Origin of the sequence: Methylobacter sp. BlB1, from assembly GCF_015476545.1 — a bacterium.
In the GTDB taxonomy this organism is placed as follows: Bacteria; Pseudomonadota; Gammaproteobacteria; order Methylococcales; family Methylomonadaceae; genus Methylobacter.
The window spans coordinates 1-19,395 of record NZ_JADMKV010000011.1 but is presented as its reverse complement, the minus strand read 5'-3'; the positions used below and the strand labels follow the sequence as shown (position 1 = coordinate 19,395).

The window sequence follows — 19,395 nt, the reverse complement described above, 5'->3', positions numbered from 1 at the left end:
AAGTTGTTTGAACGATGCCGAACGCAATCCCTACTATAAACCGCCGGCCATTCCCCTGCTCCGCAAGCGCATTAGCCATGACCGCCAGGTTTGGCCGGCTATGCCTGCTGGCCGGCCTGTGCGGCTGCACTGTAGGCCCCGATTACCGCGAACCCGTACCAGCCGTTCCCAAGGATTGGCTGGCAGGAAGGGAGCCGGCCTCGGATTTGAAATCCGTCGCCCCGGAAACCCTGATAAACTGGTGGAAAAGCTTCGGCGATGCCCGGCTCGATCGCTTGATGGAGAAAGCGTTGGCGGACAACCTGGATCTCAAGGCGGCGATGGCCCGCATCGAACAGGCCCGCGCCGAGCGCCGGGCCAACCGCGCGGAACTGTTTCCCAGAGTGGATGCGACAGTGGGCGCCCAGCGCAACGACAACCCGCTGCCCGGACTGGCGCCCGGCATCCGCTACAACCTGTTCGAGCTGGGCTTCGACGCCGTGTGGGAAATCGACCTGTTCGGCCGCCTGCGGCGCCGGCTGGAAGCCGCTTCCGCCAATCTGGACGCCGCCCGGGCGGAATACAGCCAGGCCCTGGTGACGCTGACGGCCGACCTGGCGCGCAGCTATATCGAATACCGCAGCCTGCAAAACCAGCTTCGCATCACCCAGGCGAACCTGGCGGCGCAGCAAAACACGCAGCATCTGACCGAGATACAGTTCAGGGAAGGCGTCGGCACGCGGCATGACTCGGTGCGGGCGAGGGCCCAGACCGAGACCACAGGCGCCCAGATTCCCGCCCTGAGATCGGGGATCATTGCCGAGCTCAGGCAGATGGAAGTGCTGATCGGCCGCCAGCCCGGCACGCTGGCGGCCGACCTGCGCGAACCGGCCGGCGTTCCGGTGGCGTCCGGGCGGGAGCTCCTGGCCTCGCCGGCGGATACGCTCCGCCATCGCCCCGACCTGCGCATCGCCGAGCGCCAACTCGCGGCCGCGACCGCCCTGCAAGGCGCCGCGATCGCGGAACTGTTCCCCAATATATCGTTGTCGGCGTTTCTGGGCCTGCGCAACACCGACATCGAAGGCCTGTTCAAGTCGGCGGCCTTTTCCTACAGCACCGCCGCCAACCTGTTGCAGCCAGTGCTCAACTTCGGCCGCATCCAGGCCGGCATCGATCGGGCCAAGGCGCAGCAACAGGAAGCCTATCTGGCCTTCGAAAAGACTGTGCTCGAAGCCCTGCGCGAGACCGAAACCGCCCTGACCCGCTATCTCAACGAGGAAATCCGGCGGCAGACGCTGGCCCGTTCCGTGGCGGACCAGCGCGAATCCGTCCGGCTGTCCCAGCTGCGCTATCAGGAAGGCGTCATCTCGTTTCTGGACGTGCTGGAATCCCAGCGCGCCCTTTTCGTCGCCGAAATCGAACTGGCCCGCTCCGAAGCCTCGGCGTCCACCAACCTGATTGCCGTGTACAAGGCGCTGGGCGGCGGCGCGGATGCCTTGCCGCCCATGTCCTCGAGAAACCCATGAACAAACCGAAAAAATCAACGCTGATCCTCATCCTTGCCGGCATCGCCATCGCCGCGGCGGCCGCGGCGTGGTGGGCCCTGCGCCCGACCGGCCTGCCCGAAGGCATCGTCTCCAGCAATGGCCGCATCGAAGCCACCGAGATCAACATCGCCACCAAAACGCCGGGGCGTATCGTCGAAATCCTGGCGCGCGAGGGCGATTTCGTCAAAGCCGGCGCGGTGCTCGCGCGCATGGACATTGAAGTGTTGCGCGCCCAGAAGGCCGAAGCGCAGGCCCAGGTCAGGCAGGCCGAAAACGCCTACCGGACGGCGCAGGCCGTCGTCATCCAGCGCGAAAACGAACACTACGCCGCCCAGGCGGTCGTCGCCCAGCGCCGCGCCGAACTCGATTCCGCCCGCAAGCGCCTGAAGCGCTCGCAGAATCTCGCCGTCGAGGGCGCCGCGCCGCTGCAGCAGCTCGATGACGACCGCGCGCGGGTGCTCGGCGCGGAAGCGGCCGTCAGCGCGGCGCAAGCCCAGGTCGCGGCGGCGCGGGCAGGCATCGAGGCGGCGAAATCGCAGGTGGTGGAATCGCAATCGGTGATCGAGGCGGCCAAGGCCACGGTCGCGCGCCTGCAGGCCGATATCGACGACAGCGAGCTGAAGGCGCCGGTCGACGGCCGCGTGCAGTACCGCGTCGCCGAACTGGGCGAGGTGCTGAGCGCCGGCGGCCGCGTGCTGAACATGGTGGACCTGTCCGACGTCTACATGACCTTCTTCCTGCCCACCGAAGCCGCCGGCCGGGTCGCGCTCGGCAGCGACATCCGCCTCGTGCTCGACGCCGCGCCGAACTACGTGATCCCGGCCAAGGCCAGCTTCGTCTCCAGCGTCGCGCAGTTCACGCCGAAAACGGTGGAAACCGAGAGCGAGCGCCTGAAGCTGATGTTCAGGGTTCGCGCGGCGATCGATCCCGAGCTATTGAAGCGGCATCTCAAACAGGTCAAGACCGGCCTGCCCGGCATGGCCTACGTCAAGATCGATCCGGACGCCGAATGGCCTCCCGAGCTTCAGGTCAGGCTGCCGCGATGAGCGCCGCCGCGTCCATCGTCCGTGTTCAGGGCGTCAGCCTGCGCTACGGCGACAATCTCGCCCTCGACGATCTCAGCCTGGACATTCCCGGCAACCGCATGGTGGGACTGATCGGCCCCGACGGCGTGGGCAAGTCCAGCCTGATGTCGCTGCTGACCGGCGCGCGCGCCATGCAGGCCGGCCGCATCGACGTGCTGGGCGGCAACATCGCCGACGCCGCGCACCGCCGCGCCGTCTGCCCGCGCATCGCCTACATGCCGCAGGGCCTGGGCAGGAATCTCTACCACACGCTGTCGGTATTCGAGAACGTCGATTTCTTCGGCCGCCTGTTCGGCCACGAGCGGGCCGAGCGCCATGCGCGCATCGCCGAACTGCTCAACAGCACAGGCCTGGCGCCGTTCCGCGACCGCCCCGCCGGCAAGCTGTCGGGCGGCATGAAGCAGAAACTGGGGCTTTGCTGCGCGCTGATCCACGATCCCGACCTGCTGGTGCTGGATGAGCCGACCACGGGCGTCGATCCCTTGTCGCGCGTCCAGTTCTGGGAGCTGATCGATCACCTGCGCGCGCGCCATGCCGGCATGAGTGTGCTGGTCTCCACCGCTTACATGGACGAGGCCGAGCGCTTCGACTGGCTGGTGGCGATGGAGGCAGGCAGAATTCTCGCCACCGGCACTGCCTCCGATCTACGCGCGCGCACCGGCGCCGGGACGCTGGAAGCGGCCTTCATCCGGCTGCTGCCGGAGGCAAAGCGCCAGAGCCACAGGGACGTGGCGATTCCGCCGCGCGACACCGGCGGCGCGCAAGAAATCGCCATCGAGGCGCACGGTCTGACCATGCGCTTCGGCGATTTCGTCGCCGTCGACCATGTCGATTTAAAGATAGAGCGCGGCGAGATTTTCGGTTTTCTCGGCTCCAACGGCTGCGGCAAAACAACGACGATGAAGATGCTTACCGGCCTGTTGCCGCCGAGCGAGGGCGAGGCGCGGCTGTTCGGCCGGGTCGTCGACGCCGGCAATCTGGACACGCGCAAGCGCGTCGGCTACATGTCGCAGGCGTTCTCGCTGTACACCGAGCTGACCGTGCGGCAGAACCTGGAACTGCATGCGCGACTGTTCCACCTGCCCGAGGCCGAAATTCCGGGCCGCGTCAGCGAGGTGGCCGAGCGCTTCCTGCTCGGTCCGGTCATGGACGCCCTGCCCGATGCCCTGCCCTTGGGCATCCGCCAGCGCCTGTCGCTGGCCGTGGCGGTGATCCACCGGCCGGACCTGCTGATCCTCGACGAGCCGACCTCGGGCGTCGATCCGGTGGCGCGGGACGGCTTCTGGGAACTGATGATCGACCTGGCCCGCCGCGATAAGGTCACGATCTTCATTTCCACCCACTTCATGAACGAGGCCGAGCGCTGCGACCGCATCTCGCTGATGCACGCCGGCAAGGTGCTGGCCAGCGACAGCCCCGCCGCGCTGGTCGAGCGCGGCGGCCACGCCTCGCTCGAAGCCGCCTTCATCGATTACCTGAAGGAAGCGAGCGGTCTCGACGCCGAGCCGGCGGCCGAGCCCCAGGCACAGGCCGCGAAAATGCGCGCCCAGCCCCCGGGCCCGGCGCACGGCCGCATTGACCGCTTCAGCCTGCAGCGGCTGTTCAGCTATACCCGGCGCGAAGCGCTGGAACTGCGCCGCGATCCCCTGCGCGGCACGATTGCGCTGTTCGGCACGGTGCTGCTGTTGTTCATCATGGGCTACGGCATCAGCATGGACGTCGAGAACCTGCGCTTTGCCGTGCTCGACCGCGACCAGACCACGCTCAGCCAGAACTATGCGCTCGACCTCGGCGGCTCGCGCTACTTCATCGCCCAGCCGCCGATCGCCGATTACGACGAACTCGACCGGCGCATGCGCAGCGGCGAGCTGAGCCTGACACTGGAGATTCCGCCGCACTTCGCGCGCGATCTGGAACGCGGCGACAGTGTCAGGATCGGCGCCTGGATCGACGGCGCGATGCCCACCCGCGCCGAGAACGTGCTCGGCTACGTGCAGGCCATGCACCAGGGCTGGCTGATGGAGCAGGCGCGCCGCCATTACACGGGCAATCTGCCGATCAGCCTGATGACCATCGAGACGCGCTTTCGCTATAACCCCGACGTCAAGAGCCTGCCGGCCATCGTGCCGGCCGTGATCCCGATGCTGCTGATGCTGATCCCCGCCATGCTCAGCGCGCTCAGCGTGGTACGCGAGAAGGAACTGGGCTCCATCCTCAACCTGTACGTCACGCCGGTGACCAAACCGGAGTTTCTGCTAGGCAAGCAACTGCCCTACATCGGGCTGGCGATGGTCAACTTCTTCCTGCTGTGCGCGCTGGCCGTGTTCGCTTTCGGCGTGCCGCACAAGGGCGACTTCCTGCTCTTGACCGTGGCCGCGCTGCTTTACGTCACGTCCGCCACCGGCCTCGGCCTGTTGATCTCGGCCTTCACCCGCAGCCAGATCGCCGCCATCTTCGGCACGACGATCGCCACCACCGTCCCGGCCACGCGCTTTTCCGGCATGCTCGACCCCGTATCGACGCTGGAAGGCGGGGCGCGCCTGATCGGCGAGATCTACCCGACCACGTATTTTTTAAACATCAGCCGCGGCACCTTCTCCAAGGCGCTGGGCTTCGCCGACCTCGGCTTTTCGCTGCTGCCGCTCGCCATCGCCATTCCGGTGATTCTGGCCCTGAGCGTCGCGCTGCTGAAGAAGCAGGAGCGCTAGCCATGCGCGCCCTGCTCAACATCTTTCACCTCGGCATCAAGGAACTGCGCAGCCTCGGGCGCGACAAACTGATGCTGGCGCTGATCGGGTTTTCGTTCACCGGCCAGGTATACATGACCGCGACCGGCGTGCCCGAATCGCTGCACAAGGCGCCGATCGCGATTGTCGACGAAGACCGCTCGCCCTTGTCGTCGCGCATTGCCAATGCCTTCTATCCGCCTCATTTCCTGACGCCCGCAATGATCGAGCAATACGCCACCGATCCCGGCATGGACACGGGCCTGTACACTTTCGTCCTCGACATTCCGCCCGATTTCCAGCGCGATGTGCTGGCCGGACGCCAGCCGACGATCCAGCTCAATGTTGATGCCACGCGCATGTCGCAGGCCTTCATCGGCAGCAGCTACATCCAGAACATCGTCAACGGCGAAGTGACGACCTTCGTCGAGGGGCATCGCGCGGTCGCCACGCTGCCCGTCGAGCTCGAAGTGCGCGCGCGCTTCAATCCCAACCTGAGCTCGGTATGGTTCGGCTCGGTCATGGAAGTCATCAACAGCATCACCATGCTGTCCATCATCCTGACCGGCGCGGCGCTGATCCGGGAGCGCGAACACGGCACCATCGAGCATTTGCTGGCGATGCCGCTGACGCCGTTCGAGATCATGATGGCCAAGGTGTGGGCCATGGGCCTGGTCGTGGCGGTCGTGGCGACGGCCTCGCTCGTCTTCGTCGTGCAGGGCGTGCTCGATGTGCCAATCGAAGGCTCGATCGGGCTGTTCGTCGCCGGCATGACGCTGCACCTGTTCGCCACCACCTCGATGGGCATTTTCATGGGCACGGTGGCGCGCTCGATGCCGCAGATGGGCTTGCTGATGATTATTGTGCTGCTGCCGCTGCAGATGCTGTCGGGCGGCACGACCCCTCGCGAGAGCATGCCGGAACTGGTGCAGAACCTGATGCTGGCGGCGCCGACCACGCATTTCGTCGCGCTCGCCCAGGCCATTCTTTACCGCGGCGCCGGCTTTGGCATCGTCTGGCCGGAATTCCTCGCCCTGCTCGCGATCGGCGGCGTCTTCTTCGTGCTGGCGCTGGGGCGCTTCCGCAAGACCATCGGCTCGATGGCCTGATCGTTCCGGAAACTGATTTCGGGCGTCTGCCGCCGCTGCCGATCAAAGTAAACCTGTGCATCAGGCTGAGTCCGCGAAAGACTCATGAAAGGTTTGCCGGTTATGCTTAAGCTTTCCAGCGGGCCGGAGTTGCAGCTCCGGTCCTGGCGTTTCCACGGTATCCGGGTTCAGTGGCGCATTGGATCAAAGCCCAATGCCCCGTCCGACCGCGTTCGGACCGAGTGAATTCGACCCCGCAACTGAGGGTCTTAAGCCTGCATGACCAGTTTCACGCCATGCCCGATCGTTTCAGGGCTGTTTGGCCATCATCAGGAGAATCAATGCTTAAAGACAACGTCCACGACAAACAAACGCTCGACTGGCACGGCCTCGACGCCGGCGAAGCCATCGAACGCCTCCATTCGGATCGTCATCGCGGGCTGTCCTCCCAAGAAGTCCGTCAACGGCTGAAGCGTTTCGGCCGCAACCGGCTGCCGCCGCCCCGCAAGCGCCCCGCCTGGCTGCGCTTTCTCCTCCAGTTCCACAACGTCCTGATCTATGTGATGCTGGCCGCCGCCGGCATCACGGCGCTGTTGGGCGATTGGGTCGACACGGGCGTGCTTCTGGGCGCCGTCTTTATCAACGCCATCATCGGTTTTATTCAGGAAGGCAAGGCGGAACAGGCCATGGACGCGATACGCGGCATGCTTTCGCTGCACACGATAGTCATCCGCGACGGCGGGCGCATCGAAATCGAAGCCCAGAACCTGGTGCCCGGCGATATCGTGACGCTCGCCTCGGGCGACAAGGTGCCTGCCGACCTGCGGCTCGTCGCGGGCAAGGGCCTGCGCGTGAACGAGGCCATCCTGACCGGCGAATCCGAGGCGGTGGAAAAGACCATCGATTCCGTGCCGGCCGACGCGCTCCTGGGCGACCGCACCTGCATGCTCTATTCGGGCACGCTGGTGGCCTCCGGACAGGCAACGGGGCTGGTGGTCGAAACCGGCATCCGTACCGAACTGGGGCGCATCAGCGCGATGCTGGATCGCGTGCAGGCGGTCACGACCCCTCTGCTGCGCCAGATAGCCGGATTCGGCCACTGGCTGGCGCTGGCCATCGTGCTGATGTCCGCGGCCACGTTCGTCATCGGGGTGCTGTGGCACGGTCATCCCCCCAAGGAAATGTTCATGATGACCGTGGCGCTGGCGGCATCGGCCATACCGGAAGGGTTGCCGGCCATCATGACCATCACGCTGGCCCTCGGCGTGCGGCGCATGGCCAAACGCAAGGCCATCATCCGGCATCTGCCGGCGGTGGAGTCGCTGGGCTCGGTCACGGTCATTTGCTCCGACAAGACCGGCACATTGACCCGGAACGAGATGACGGTACAGCAAGTGATCACCAGCGATCATGCGTTTGAAATTAGCGGTACGGGCTACGCGCCCGAAGGCGCCATCCTTTTGGGCGAAGCGGCGGTACCGCCCGACCAGTATCCCGAACTGGCCGAAATCGCCCGTGCCGTCGTGCTCTGCAACGATGCGCTGCTGCGCAGACATGACGACGATGTCTGGCAGGTGGAAGGCGATCCGACCGAGGGCGCCCTGCTCGCATTCGCGACCAAGGCCGGCGCCGATCCCGCGTCGGAGCGCGAAGCCCTGCCGCGCATCGACGCCATTCCCTTCGAATCCGAACATCGGCTCATGGCCACGCTCCACCACGACCACGAAGGCCGGGGCTGCATTTATGTCAAAGGCGCGCCCGAACGCATCATGGAGATGTGCGATCGCCAGGCCGGCGCCCTGGGGACAACGCTGAACACCGACTACTGGTACCGCCGCGGCAGGGAGGCCGCATCCGACGGGCTGCGCCTCCTGGCGATCGCCGCGAAGCCTGTCGATGAATCACAGCGCGAGGTGCGCTTTTCGGATCTGGAAGACGGTTTCACCCTGCTGGCGCTGATCGGCATCATCGATCCGCCGCGGGAAGAGGCGGTGGCCGCCGTGGCGACATGCCACAGCGCCGGCATCCGGGTCAAGATGATCACCGGCGACCACGTCGAGACGGCCCGCGCCATCGGCGCCCGGCTGGGGATCGGCCGGGACAGGCCGGCGCTGACCGGAGCCGAGATCGAAACCCTGGATGACGAGGAACTGCGCGGCGTGGCCCTGGATGTCGACGTGTTCGCGCGGGCGAGTCCGGAGCACAAGCTACGCCTGGTGCAAGCGCTTCAGGCAGGGGGACAGGTGGTCGCCATGACCGGCGACGGGGTCAACGACGCGCCGGCGCTGAAGCGCGCGGATGTCGGCGTGGCCATGGGCCTGAAGGGCACCGAGGCGGCCAAGGAAGCGGCGGACATGGTGCTGGCCGATGACAATTTCGCCACCATCGGCAACGCCGTGCGCGCGGGCCGGGGCATCTACGACAACATCAGGAAATTCATCCTGTTCATGCTGCCGACCAACGGCGGCGAAGCCCTAGTGGTGGTCGCCGCCATCCTGTTCGAACTGACGCTGCCGTTGACGCCGGCCCAGGTGCTGTGGATCAACATGGTCACGTCCAGCACCCTGGGGCTCGCCCTCGCCTTCGAGCGCCCGGAGCGCGACATCATGCACCGCCCTCCTCGCGATCCTCGTGAATCGCTGCTGTCCTGGTTTTTCGCCTGGCGCGTCCTGATGGTTTCCGTGCTCTTCATGGTGGGATCACTGGGCCTGTTTCTCTGGGAAATACAACGGGGTTCCAGTCTGGAGACCGCTCGCACCATGGCCGTCAGCTCGGTCGTGCTGTCCGAGATGTTCTACCTGATCAACAGCCGGTACATCTTCAGGTCCGTTTTATCTCTCGAAGGGTTGTTCGGCAATCGTTACGTGCTGCTCGCCATCGCGGCCTGCGCGGGGCTGCAGGTGCTCTACACCCATGCCGGCCCCATGCAGGAACTGTTCGGCTCGACCGACCTGAGCCAGGAAGAATGGCTGAAAGTGGTCCTTTCCGGGGCGTTCGTCTTTTCCGTCGCGGAGTTTGAAAAAGCCGTGATCAGCGTCTTCAGATACATTACCCATAAGCAAACCCGAAGCGCGCCGCTGCTAAAAGACTAAGAAAGGCAATGTCTGCATTCACGACATGACTGTGGTGGATGCAGACATCCGCTATTTTTTATTCCTTCAACACAGCCTGGCACTGTTCGGGAAGCACAAGCGCTGCAGCAGGCTTGCGGGCCTTGCCGGAGCGAAGCTGATCGCGCGCCTCGGCCGAGAACCACCAGTCCAGCGAGGCGTCGCAGCCGTCGCCTTCGGGAATCAGTTCCTGGCCCTGGCATTGGCTGTTGCCGGCCGGACATTTCAGGCGCACATGGAAATGGTCATCATGCCCCCACCAGGGCCGGATTTTCCGGAGCCAGTCATGCGGCGTCCTGCTGGCGCACAGCTGGCGTTTGACGCCGGGATTGACGAAGATGCGCTCGACCTCGGACATGCGCGCGGCGGCTTCGAGAATTTTTTCGTTAGCCGGCGACCAGCGGCTGGCGTCCACTGCATCCGATCTGACGGCCAGCACGGAAGGCGCGCCCCAAGTTTCGCGCTCATCGAGACTCAGGCTTCTGGCCGCCGCTTCCCGGGACAGCAAATACCAGATATCGACATCGAGCCCGGTCTGATGGCTGCGATGTCCGGTCAACGTCGGTCCGCCTCGCGGTTGGCCTAGATCGCCGATTAACAGGGTGCCCCAGCCTTTATCAGCAGTCGTCTGTCCGAGCTTTTCAATGAAATGGATCAGGTCGGGATGGCCATAGATACGTTTGCGCGACAAGCGCATGGTTTGGTAGCCGGCTCCGTCCTGTGGCAGCGCCGCGGCGCCTCTCAGGCAGCCAGCGGTATAAGTGCCGATGCTCTGCGCCGCGCCGCCCATTATAACGGGCGTGGTGGCCTGCGCCCAGGCATGGGCGGCAGGCTGCGCGACGGCGCTGCCGGAAAAGGCGCTCAGCGCCAGAAAAAACATCCCATATTGCTTCACCGAAAACCGACTTCTGAACACACCCTTACCTCTGACTGATCAAATCTGAAATTATAGCGCGGCATTTTTAAATTTGCCTTGCGTAGTGTACGCGGCGTACCTTTTTGATCAGCCTTATTCTCCGCTTTCGCCTGCCGTTGGATTCGCCCGAGACGCCTGAACGCTATCCCTATAACTTGACAGCCTTAACCCATGCCCTTCGGGGCTTCATCTGTACCGGAATGTTCGCAGTAAAACTAAAACAGAACACAGATCGATCGCACGCAACATCAGTTAAGAAGAAAATCATGAAAAATAATTGAAAAATATTGTTTAATGGATATTGCTGGACGGCGAATTCTTGATAAGTTCACATGACCCATTTGCAGATTAAAAAGCGTATCAATCAACGCTCCCTGGAAAGTTGCCCATTGAATATAATGTTATTTCAGTGAATATCTTTCATGTCTTGGGAATCTGAACGGAATCATCATTAGCGCTATCGATTCGGTCAAGGCCAGATTTAGGAAGGAGTGCATATATGTGCTCAAATAATCCAATAGTTTTTATAGGCAGCAAGGACTCAATTTACTAACAACAATGTTCTGATCGTAAAAAAGTACTTGATTAGAAAAAACCAAATTACTTATTGGTATAAGCAGGATCTTATTTAGTTTAGGTAGAAATAATGGAAAAATTATGTATTGAGGGTAAAACAGTTTTAAAAGGACGATTCGTACTGCAGGAAGTGCTCGGTCAGGGAGGAATGGGGACCGTATATAAAGCACTGGATTTAGTGGCTCAGGAAGCCCATGACAAGGACCCCTACCTCGCGATAAAACTTCTTAATCCTGAATTTCTTGATGACCCTATTTTTTTCGTGGCGATGCAACGGGAGGCCAAAAAAGCCAAATCTCTTGCTCATCCGAACATTGTTACAGTATATGATTTTGATCGCGATGCGGATAACGTTTATCTGAGCATGCAGCTTCTCAAAGGCCGCCCGCTCAGTTCCTTGATTAAAGAATACCCGTCAGGCATGCCGTTTGAAAAAGCCTGGCCCATCATACAGGACATGGCGGCAGCACTTTCCCATGCGCATAAAAACGGCATAGTCCACTCCGATTTCAAACCGGGTAACGTTTTTGTCGACGACAAGAGCCATGTCAAAGTCCTGGACTTCGGCATAGCTTGCCCATTCAAGAGAACAGGACAAAGTGATGACGATGCCACCGTTTTCCATTCCCGCTCGTTAAATGCGCTATCGCCCGCTTACGCAAGTTTGGAAATGCTCAATAACCTTGAGCCTGACCCAAGAGATGATATTTATGCCCTCGCCTGTATTGTTTATGAACTTCTGTCCGGCAAACATCCCTTTTCGCGGTCGACTGCCCAGCAGGCCTTCGATTTGAAAGTGCAGCCTGCGCCTATAACTTCAATAACAAAATCACAATGGAAAGGGTTGCAGCACGGCCTGGCACTAAAGCAGGAAAACCGTTGCAGAACAATCAGCCAGTTTATAAAGGAAATTTCTCCGGAAAAGCGTTATAAATCAGGAGCAATTGCCGCGGCCAGCCTGTTCTCTCTAGGCCTGCTTGCGGTCCTTTTATGGCTGTTTTATGGTAAAAACGAGCCGGGCTACGATGTTGCCAAATCAGAGACACAAAAACAGGCGCCTTCAGATAAGGTTGAGGCCAATGCCGTTCAGGCCAATACGCCAGCTGATCGGCAACATCAGGAAAGTACGGTTGCAACCGTGCAGCATGAACCATTGAAACTGCGGTCTTCCGCACCGAATTATCGTATCGGGGAATCCATGACGTTATTGCTGGAAACGGAAAAACCGATGTATGTGACCATCGTTCACATAAGCACGGATGGAGAAATTTCTACAATTTTTCCTAACGCCTATGAGCCGGATAATTGGATAGCGGCCGGTAAGACGATTCGCCTGCCGAAGAAAAATGCGGGTTATGAACTGACTGTTTCGGGCCCGTCGGGAACAGACCGCATAGAAGCCTTCGGCAGCGCTGAACCTCTGCCTGTCACGGAGAATATTATTAATCCGGACGGTAAACTAAACCCTCAACTGCAATCCTATATCTCGTCAAGGGTCAGTTTGACCGTACCGGTTCTGTAAATTTTCAGCTATTGAGTCGCTACAATGCGTACGCGTCTGTTTACCTCGCTGAACGGGTTATTGGGATCCAGCAAGTTGCTCTTTCCCAATCCTGAAAATTGTACTCTTGAGGCATTCAGCCCATGTCTCTTGACAAAGAAATCGCGTACAGTGGCGGCTCGCTTCAGCGATAAATCCTTGTTGTATCCATCACTGCCCTTGGCATCCGTATAGCCTTCCACATGGAAGTTCAAATTTTTCAGCTCACCGGATACCAGGGCCTCCGCCACCGGAGTCAACTGCCTGACGGCATCGTCTGTCAACTGAGCGGAGTTATAGCCAAAACGGACTTCCAGGGAGATTGCTTTAGGCGTTGCGGCCTGGGAGGAAGTCATTCCCGCTTTCCCGGTCGGGCGAATATGAATGCCCCGTGTAAGCACTTTCTCGCCGCCATCAGAATTTGTTTTAAACGCTTGAATAACTTCCTCTTTTGTAGGCGCCCTTGCTCCGACGTTTAAATCTTCTGCCCACCCGGCTTTAACTGAAGCCAGGCAACATACTATGGCCAAAGTGATGCCGTTTGATTTATTTAAAATACTCATATCCTATGCTCTCGTCTCTTAAAATTATGATAAATATTCGTCTGACCTTACCCGTCAGTAACCGTCTTTTTTCGTAAACCCTTTAATTTGATTGTGCTAAAGGCAGCTCGATATTCGCCAGCGAGCCTGGTGCGATCAACTGCGGCGTCTGCGCGCCGGCAGACGGATTGTGCAGTTTTTTCACCAGCGGCACTGAAAAATCGTGAAGTTCGGCCAGCGTAATTCTGCGGTCGTGGTTGTAATCTGCAAGTCCTTGTAAACCCTCCAATAGCGTGTGAGTAAATAAGCCATGTTGCGCCGGCTCATATTCCTGCGAAAGTTCATCCCCCTTGGAAGCCAGCAACAGCGGAAAGAGTGAGGCGGCTGATCGTTTGCGCAGGGATCTGGCGTCAAACTCGCCGAAAATACTTTTCGCCTGACAAGTATCCACGATGAGTATGCGCCGTCCCGCCGCCTTGCGCATGTTATCGAAAAAGTCGGTCCAGCTGAGCAATGTAGAGGCTTTGCCGCTCAAATTTCTGCCGGACAATACCGACTCCACATCGTTGTATTCGCCATCCTGCGGCAGAAAATAGTAATTGCCGGTTTGGTCGCTGAATCCGTGGGAAGCGAGGAATAACAGCACCGTATCATTCGGACCCGCCTGTTCAAATACTTTCAGCGCTGCCAGAATATTTTGCCGGGTAGGCGGCAACTGGGCGGAGTCGGTCAACAACTGGACGTGGATCTGATTGAAGCCGTCATTGCTCGCGGAATTTTCCAGCAGGCCAGCCAGTTTTTCGGCATCGTTGACCGCGTATTTCAGATCAGGCACTTTGTTCTTATCGGCCACCGAGATACGGTCGAAGCGATTGACGCCGACCGCCAGCACATAGAGATCGCCTTTGGGAGGCGCTGCCTGACTCATGGCAGGCACTTCCACCCACTGTTCCGCCAGCCCCAAGGAAACGCCGTTATTGACTTCCACGCGGATCAGACTGTCTCCGCCGCTGACAGGAAATCTGAAAGTCCTGCGAAACGTATCCGTCTCGTTAACGTCAAGACGGCGCTCCTCGTTCGCCGCAACCGGCAGCAGATTGGCATAAACGGTGACATCCTGCATGGGACGGCTGTTTTTTTCCGCCTCTACCGTCAACTCCAGTTCGGTCGCGCCCTCGGGAGTCTGCACTGCCCGGGCCGACGCGATCTGGATGCGAGGCGGGGCAATTTCATTCAGTTGATTTAGCGTAAACGTACCCGGAGCCGGTTCCGCCAGGTTCGGCGTCATGATCCCGGATAAGGTGACGGCCTGACGTGTACCCGCGCTGGCCTGGCCAGGCTGAGGACTGGAATCCGCGCTGCTGTTTGCAGCCATTTGCATGGCCCCTATCTGTGCGCGCAGCAGATCAGGGCGATAAAACTGCTTTTCAAACTGCACCGCGCGATAAAAATCGGGCTCATTGCCCTTGCCTCGATTGACGTGCCAGCCGATCAGGCTGTCGCCATTCTCCGATGAAGCATAATAACCGTCAGGCCGCCAGAGCACCCACTCCCGGGAAAGCCGATCAACAAACAATGCCAAAGACTCCTGTCCGTCCTCAACACGGTACCAGCGCACGGAACCGTCCGACAGAACGGCGACAATCCATTTGTCATCTCCGCTGACTGTAACATTCCATACTGCGCCAGGCGTTGGTGTTTTCCAGCTCAGCTGGCTGTTTTTGTCGTATGCCCGCAACAGCCAATCGGTTCCCAGAAATGTCTGCTTGCCAGTTCCGGAAAAGGATCGAATCTCTTCAAACGGTTCCAGCCTCAGCGGCTGCCCGTTTAACATCGGCGTTGTGTTGTCTTGCCAATGCGTTAATTGAATACGCTTTTGAGTCCTGTTCTTGGGCTTAAGTCCCGGCACGGAACCGAATTCGCTCAAAGATAAGCGCTCGATATCGAACATAAAATCCTGGTTATCGGTTATGCTCACTGGAAAGGTGACTTGCTTGCCGTCAGCCGACACCCGGAATTCGTCACTCATGATCGGCGATTGAACCAGATGCGTATCGGAAATACGCGCCACACTGTCCTGATCGTTAATAACGCCAATCGAAGCGTCCTCAGTGGAAAAAATCACGCCATTTTGGCCATGAGGCCGGATGGATTGAATCCGATGAGCGACTTTGATCGTCTCATACCGGCTCAAATCTGTTATGCGCCAGCGCAGGATTTCCGTCTCATGAACACTGTCGGAATCTCCGGCGCCGTAAATGAATTCGCCTGATTGGCTCCAAACAGCGCCTCTGAGCGTTTTCAAGGATGACTGCCCGGGAGCGGTACGCAAGCTGTGTTCAACCTGCAACTGCGGCAAGGATAAGACCTGAATCAGCGGGCTATCGTATGAACCGACCAGAAGTCTCTTGCCGTCCGGCGAAAAATAGCTGTCGGCAATGCGGTTGATTTCGGGCACCTTGACGCGCGCGGCCAGTTTGAATTGCGGATCATAAACGCGAAGATAGCCGTCATTGGAAGCGCTGACGGCATAACCATTATTGGAAAATGACAGTCCGGTGACCCGTTCACCATATTCCTGATCCTGCGCCAGAACCTGAAAAGATTGAGCATCGACAAAAACAACGCCGCCATTACCGTGCAGGCCGATCGCCAGGACTTTGCCATCAGGGGAAAACTGCAACGCACCGATAATGTTTTTTAACTGCTCGATGCTATGCTGCAATTTTCCGGTCGCCGCGTCAAAAAGATAAACGCACCCCTGCTGATCCCATTGCCAGCAGGTCCAGCCTCCTACCGCAATAAACTTGCCATCAGGCGAGACGGCAATACTGTCGAGGTTGCCTTCGTAAGCGTCGCCTATCGGGATGCGAAGCGTCTTTAACAGCTTGAAATCCCGGCTGCGCCAGATTTTGACGGTTTTATCATGCGATATCGTTACCAGCCTTTCATTATCCGGCAATGGCTCTACGCCATAAATCGGCCCGCTATGGTAGGCGGTATCGACCCGGATAACCGGATCGCTGGAAGGCATTGCGGCATAAACCTTATGGATCAAGAGAAATCCGGCCGCCATTCCGAAAAGCGTTTTTTTTATGATCATGGGACAATTATTCCTCAGCTTTTTGATACCGAAGAGTTCCCGCAATGCGGAAGACCGGCTTTGGATTTACCTTTTGTTTTATTGACGCTGCAGACGGGAGAATGCTTGATCAAATAAGTATCCTGTACTGCACCGGTTTCCGGAGAGTTCAAGCCCAGATCGGTATTATCGGCCTCACTGCCGCCGCCCAGGATAACCGACTCTTCATTCTCAGGATGATCCGCAGAGCCCGACCCTTCTTCCAACGAATTGGCGTAATTCAACGTCTGTTTGGTACTGGATGACGTGTCAGTCTGATCAGGGTCCAGAGCGTTTGTTTTTGGCACATCCAATGTCTTTAAGCCATCCAGCGTTGACTCCGTGAGGGAAATTTTAACTTGCTCAGGGGTTGAGGCTGAATTTTTAGGTAGTGTGATTTTGGTCGTACTTTCTTCCGTTGGCTTGACAGTAATTGAATGGCCATCGACCTGAACCGTTCCCAATGTTTTTGTGTAGTCCGAGGCCTGTTTGATAGCTGGTGAAATGGAAATTTGACCAGGGGCGGAAGGAATTGCTGAATTTCCCGATAGACTGATATCTGTTGTATTAATTTCCAATGGCTTAACGTCGATTGAGTGTCCATTAACGGAAGCAAGGCTGGAGAGGCTTTGAGAATCCGCTTTAGCCACAGTGATTTCATTGCTTAAGTTATTAAATTCATTCAAAAAAGTAGCCTGCCTAAAGCCTTCAAAAGGGTCTGTTGTTGGTGCCGGTGTTGAGACTGCTTGTGGAGACGGGACAGGTACTATGCTGTTCAGCGTAATCGGAGCTGGAGTCTGAGTTATGCTTTTCATCATAATTGAGAGGAAAGCAGGCTTTATGTTATCCGGCACCATAGCCTTTTGCGGCTTAAATGCATTATTAGGTTTAATGATTTCAGGTTTAGTGATTTCCTCAAAATGAAATGCCGCGCTTCCAATCCAGTGTACGCTAAATTCATTCCCGTCATTATCGGAATAATCATGACGAGTGAACTCGCCGTCAAAGATAGTGTATTCTTTGCCAGTCTCTTTATTTACAAAATGATTTTCCGGAATCGCCTGCCATTTTGGCAAGGAAACAGACGATTTATAAGCAAACGCTATATTAAGCGGCGATGCAGGTTCGAATAAACCCGTTATATTTCCGTTAACGGCAATTGCTCCTGTCCTGTTGTCCAGCACGTTTACCAATTGACCATCCTCGTCTTGCACCCGTTGTAACTCATAGCCGATAAGCTCCGAAGGAATATCAACATCCAGCTTCTTCAATTTTATTTTTTCAGATTTTTCTTCCTCAGATTTTGTCAGTTTAGGTTCAATCACATGGATATCATTATTCAGGGTGATAGTTGTGCCATTTAAAACATAAATTGAATTCCCCAATTCGATATTGTTGTCATCAGTGAAAGAATCCGTTCCAGCAGGCTTGCCTAAATAAACGCTGCCATTATCCACCACGATTTTTCCGTTAATGGTTAACTTCCCGCTAGTGCCTGTTTGCTGAATATTCAGCACGTCGTCGCTACTTTGATAATTTCCGTTAATTGGATGAATGCCTGTCAAATGGACTTGATCATTAAATGTTATTGATCCTTTGCCCTGGACCATAAGCGCCGCCAATCCCTTGTAAATACTGTCCTGGTCCACCCCCAGAGCATTGTTGAAAGTAATCGAGCCGTCAGAGATCAAATCGAGCTTCCCAGTAGTAAATACATTGTATAAGGAAACATCGCCTTCGCTGATAAGAGAAATATCGGCAGTCCCGGTTTCCAGCAACTTTTCCGGATTACCCGTAATGCTTCCGGCATGGCTGATTGTCAGCATGCCGTTTAGGGTCCGCACATCGCCATTCAAGGCAATCGCGTCATTTGCCGATAATTGCAATCCGGCCGACTCTCGGGAACGCAGATCAATGGTTCCCAGATCGATTTTGCCCTGACTGGCGGTAATGGATAACGAACGGTCGGCTATGACGTTGCCGCCGATCTTGATATCGCCGTTTTGAGAAATAATGGTCGCCATGGCGGGATTGTCGATATTAATTTCTGCATCCGGATCATCTGCATTCGGATTGCATACTTTGCCGGGTGCAAGACAAGTGCTACCCAGATTAATATCGCCATCGGCATCGATATTCACGACGGCCGATCCTGAGTTTATGCTGATGTTGTCAGCCGTGGTTATCGAGCTCTCCATGCCGGTCGCTTTCAACTCAATCGCCGCATCGCCGGTCATTAAGTTGGCATTAAGCATCATATTGCCGTTTGTAGTCAGCTTGATCTGGCTACCGGAATGTTTGCCATCCATGCCTTTGGTACTAATATCCGCCCCGCTCTTAACATTGAGCGATTTACTGTTGAAATCGACTGCGCCGACAGTAAAAACCGGCTTGTCGATGCTGATATTATCGGCATTAGTTACCGTCACTGAGCCATTCGATACGGTACCGTTCAAAGTTACATCGCCGACAGCATCAACTATCAGATCGCCTATGCCTTGTTTTTCTATCCCGGTTAATGCCTGTCCGAAACTGACGTCGGCACCGGAAATGACATCGATTTTATTGGTTGAGATAAGATGCTGCGCATGCACATCACCACTTGCCTCTAGTGAAATGTTCTGATTGCCGGCGGACAGGATTTTATTGTCCGCCATGGTAATGGCGCCGTTTGTCGACTTGATGACAATGTCGCCATTGTCGGTGAGGATATCATTGTTGAGGTTGATATCCTGTTGGCTCTGGGCTTGCAAAGTAGCGCCTGGACGCGCGCTCAGATCGATGCCGCCGAGCGTCAGGGCGCCGTTATTGACCGTCAGCAGCAGCGACCGGTCGGCCAGCAAATCGCCATTCAAGGTGATGTTGCCGTTTTCGGAGGTGATGGTTGCCGCCGCTGCGGACTGCGCGTCAGCCTTGCCGTCACAGCCGCCGGACACCAGGCACAAGGAGCCCAGGCTGATGTCGCCGCCCGCCTTCAGAGTCAGCACCTCCGAGCCGGAGTCGATGGCGATGTCGCCGGCTGTCGTCAGGCTGCCGTTCTGGGCCTGCAGGTTAATCGCGGCATTGCCGGTCAGCAGACTGCCTTTGACGGTCATATTGTCCGCCGCAGCCAGATTCAGCGCCTTGCCGGCCACGTTTCCGTTCGCCCCCTTGGTGCTGATGCCG

Annotated in this window: 11 protein-coding genes; 7 read left to right on the top strand and 4 right to left on the bottom strand. The window is 57.9% G+C overall.

Annotation, left to right across the window (positions count from 1 at the left end; all coding sequences use genetic code 11):
* Positions 1-77 precede the first annotated feature (77 nt).
* The 5 genes from IT781_RS06240 (at position 78) to IT781_RS06220 (ending at position 9,517) form a co-directional block, all read left to right on the top strand.
* Positions 78-1,505 carry an efflux transporter outer membrane subunit gene (locus tag IT781_RS06240; protein ID WP_194969283.1) on the top strand — a complete coding sequence of 476 codons (1,428 nt, stop codon included), beginning with the start codon at positions 78-80 and terminating at the stop codon, positions 1,503-1,505.
* Entirely contained in the window at positions 1,502-2,572 is a 1,071-nt protein-coding gene (locus IT781_RS06235; protein WP_194969282.1) for an HlyD family secretion protein, read from the top strand. Before IT781_RS06240 ends, IT781_RS06235 begins: the two co-directional genes overlap by 4 nt.
* A complete protein-coding gene (gene rbbA, locus IT781_RS06230) occupies positions 2,569-5,319 on the top strand; it encodes a ribosome-associated ATPase/putative transporter RbbA (protein WP_194969281.1) in 2,751 nt (916 codons plus the stop codon). Before IT781_RS06235 ends, rbbA begins: the two co-directional genes overlap by 4 nt.
* 2 nt (positions 5,320-5,321) lie before the next feature.
* The gene (locus IT781_RS06225; protein ID WP_194969280.1) at positions 5,322-6,446 is read left to right on the top strand and encodes an ABC transporter permease; all 1,125 of its coding nucleotides are present in this window, start codon (positions 5,322-5,324) and stop codon (positions 6,444-6,446) included.
* A gap of 320 nt (positions 6,447-6,766) precedes the next feature.
* On the top strand, positions 6,767-9,517 hold the full coding sequence (locus tag IT781_RS06220) for a cation-transporting P-type ATPase (protein ID WP_194969279.1): 2,751 nt from the start codon (positions 6,767-6,769) through the stop codon (positions 9,515-9,517).
* A 58-nt stretch (positions 9,518-9,575) separates the two neighbouring features.
* Here the strand turns inward: IT781_RS06220 and mepA are convergent, their stop codons facing one another.
* On the bottom strand, positions 9,576-10,415 hold the full coding sequence (gene mepA, locus IT781_RS06215; RefSeq protein ID WP_194969278.1) for a penicillin-insensitive murein endopeptidase: 840 nt from the start codon (positions 10,413-10,415) through the stop codon (positions 9,576-9,578).
* Positions 10,416-11,097: 682 nt separating this feature from the next.
* On the opposite strand from mepA, the gene IT781_RS06210 reads away from it, so the two are divergent.
* Entirely contained in the window at positions 11,098-12,549 is a 1,452-nt protein-coding gene (locus IT781_RS06210) for a serine/threonine-protein kinase (RefSeq protein WP_194969277.1), read from the top strand.
* A gap of 8 nt (positions 12,550-12,557) precedes the next feature.
* Here IT781_RS06210 and IT781_RS06205 read toward each other — a convergent pair whose 3' ends face one another.
* The 3 genes from IT781_RS06205 to IT781_RS06195 all read right to left on the bottom strand — a co-directional run bounded on the left by IT781_RS06205 (position 12,558) and on the right by IT781_RS06195 (position 19,175).
* Positions 12,558-13,130 (bottom strand): OmpA family protein, encoded by a 573-nt coding sequence (locus tag IT781_RS06205; protein ID WP_194969276.1) that lies wholly within the window; start codon positions 13,128-13,130, stop codon positions 12,558-12,560.
* Between the two features lie 82 nt (positions 13,131-13,212).
* A complete protein-coding gene (locus IT781_RS06200) occupies positions 13,213-16,212 on the bottom strand; it encodes a caspase family protein (protein WP_194969275.1) in 3,000 nt (999 codons plus the stop codon).
* Positions 16,213-16,226: 14 nt separating this feature from the next.
* Positions 16,227-19,175: a hypothetical protein gene (locus tag IT781_RS06195; protein ID WP_194969274.1), complete on the bottom strand. Its 2,949-nt coding sequence runs from the start codon at positions 19,173-19,175 to the stop codon at positions 16,227-16,229.
* 13 nt (positions 19,176-19,188) lie between these two features.
* Here IT781_RS06195 and IT781_RS06190 point away from each other — a divergent pair.
* Positions 19,189-19,395 (top strand): hypothetical protein (locus tag IT781_RS06190; protein ID WP_194969273.1); only part of this gene is annotated, 207 nt, incomplete at its 3' end.